Source organism: Escherichia sp. WS3227_2, from assembly GCF_046486495.1.
Lineage (GTDB): Bacteria > Pseudomonadota > Gammaproteobacteria > Enterobacterales > Enterobacteriaceae > Escherichia > Escherichia coli.
Genome location: NZ_JBJQLG010000044.1, coordinates 1 through 1332, shown reverse-complemented (window position 1 = coordinate 1332; position 1332 = coordinate 1). Strand labels below are relative to the sequence as shown.

The window sequence follows — 1332 nt, the reverse complement described above, 5'->3', positions numbered from 1 at the left end:
TTTATTATGGTGATCCCCTGGGCGAAATACGCCTGGTAAGCAGAGTTTTTGAAATGTAAGGCCTTTGAATAAGACAAAAGGCTGCCTCATCGCTAACTTTGCAACAGTGCCTATCTGGGTGTCTTACGATGTTGTGAGGCTGGCCTAATAGTTCTTCCTCAGTGAAACCACTGATTTTAATGAAGTCAGGATTAACGTACGTGATATGGCTTTGAGGGGAGGTAGTCGAAAGAATATTGGCATCTTTTGGGAGTTCTAAGTTTCGACCCGTCACTGGTAAATTCTGGCGCATAAGAACCTCAAGGGTTGGCTGTTTTATTTTATTGTTTTCGGCATTAAGCCCAATTTCTTGAGCGTTACGATAAAGCTAGCATGGAAACGATAGGTGCAAGCAAGTTAAGGGTTGCATCGCGCATGTCAATCTAGGCTATACCCTAACTTGGCGTCAGACCATCCGGCGCTAAATCGTCAGAATAGAGTTGCCTTCCGAATTGATTGACATACGCCGTCAAGGGTCATAGATTTCTTCCTGACACATTTCCCTCAGGAGGATACCTTGCACGGTCAGCGCATCGGTTACGTCCGCGTCAGCAGCTTCGACCAGAACCCAGAACGGCAGCTCGAACAGATCCAGGTGGATAAAGTGTTCACCGACAAGGCGTCGGGCAAGGACACACGGCGGCCCGAACTGGAACGGCTGCTCGCCTTCGTGCGCGAAGGCGACACGGTCGTGGTGCACAGCATGGATCGTCTGGCGCGCAACCTCGACGACCTGCGCCGCCTGGTGCAGGGCCTCACCCAGCGCGGCGTACGCATCGAGTTCCTTAAGGAGCATTTGACCTTCACCGGCGAGGACTCGCCGATGGCGAACCTGATGCTGTCGGTAATGGGCGCGTTCGCCGAGTTCGAACGCGCCTTGATCCGCGAGCGGCAGCGCGAGGGCATCGCGCTCGCCAAGCAGCGCGGGGCCTACCGTGGCAGGAAGAAATCCCTGTCGTCTGAGCGTATTGCCGAACTGCGCCAACGTGTCGAGGCTGGCGAGCAAAAGACCAAGCTGGCTCGTGAATTCGGAATCAGTCGCGAAACCCTGTATCAATACTTGAGAACGGATCAGTAAATATGCCACGTCGTTCAATCCTGTCCGCCGCCGAGCGCGAAAGCCTGCTGGCGTTGCCGGACACCAAGGATGAGTTGATCCGTCACTACACGTTCAGCGAAACCGGCACTGTTGCAAAGTTAGCGATGAGGCAGCCTTTTGTCTTATTCAAAGGCCTTACATTTCAAAAACTCTGCTTACCAGGCGTATTTCGCCCAGGGGATCACCATAATAAA

General features: G+C 52.9%; 3 protein-coding genes. 2 read left to right on the top strand and 1 reads right to left on the bottom strand.

Annotated elements, in window-relative coordinates; translation table 11 throughout:
• Window positions 1-4 precede the first annotated feature (4 nt).
• On the bottom strand, window positions 5-292 hold the full coding sequence (locus ACJHXB_RS24705; RefSeq protein WP_410233554.1) for a PAS domain S-box protein: 288 nt from the start codon (window positions 290-292) through the stop codon (window positions 5-7).
• Window positions 293-556: 264 nt separating this feature from the next.
• On the opposite strand from ACJHXB_RS24705, the gene ACJHXB_RS24700 reads away from it, so the two are divergent.
• Together ACJHXB_RS24700 and ACJHXB_RS24695 are read left to right on the top strand one after the other, a co-directional pair.
• Window positions 557-1117, top strand: a complete 561-nt coding sequence (locus ACJHXB_RS24700) for a recombinase family protein (RefSeq protein ID WP_003124096.1) — start codon at window positions 557-559, stop codon at window positions 1115-1117.
• A 2-nt stretch (window positions 1118-1119) separates the two neighbouring features.
• The coding region (locus ACJHXB_RS24695) for a hypothetical protein (protein ID WP_410233553.1) at window positions 1120-1332 on the top strand (213 nt) is incomplete at its 3' end.

What these genes read in the sequence shown, in the direction of transcription:
- ACJHXB_RS24705 (WP_410233554.1), bottom strand. Translation starts at nt 292, where the DNA reads ATGCGCCAGAATTTACCAGTGACGGGTCGAAACTTAGAACTCCCAAAA.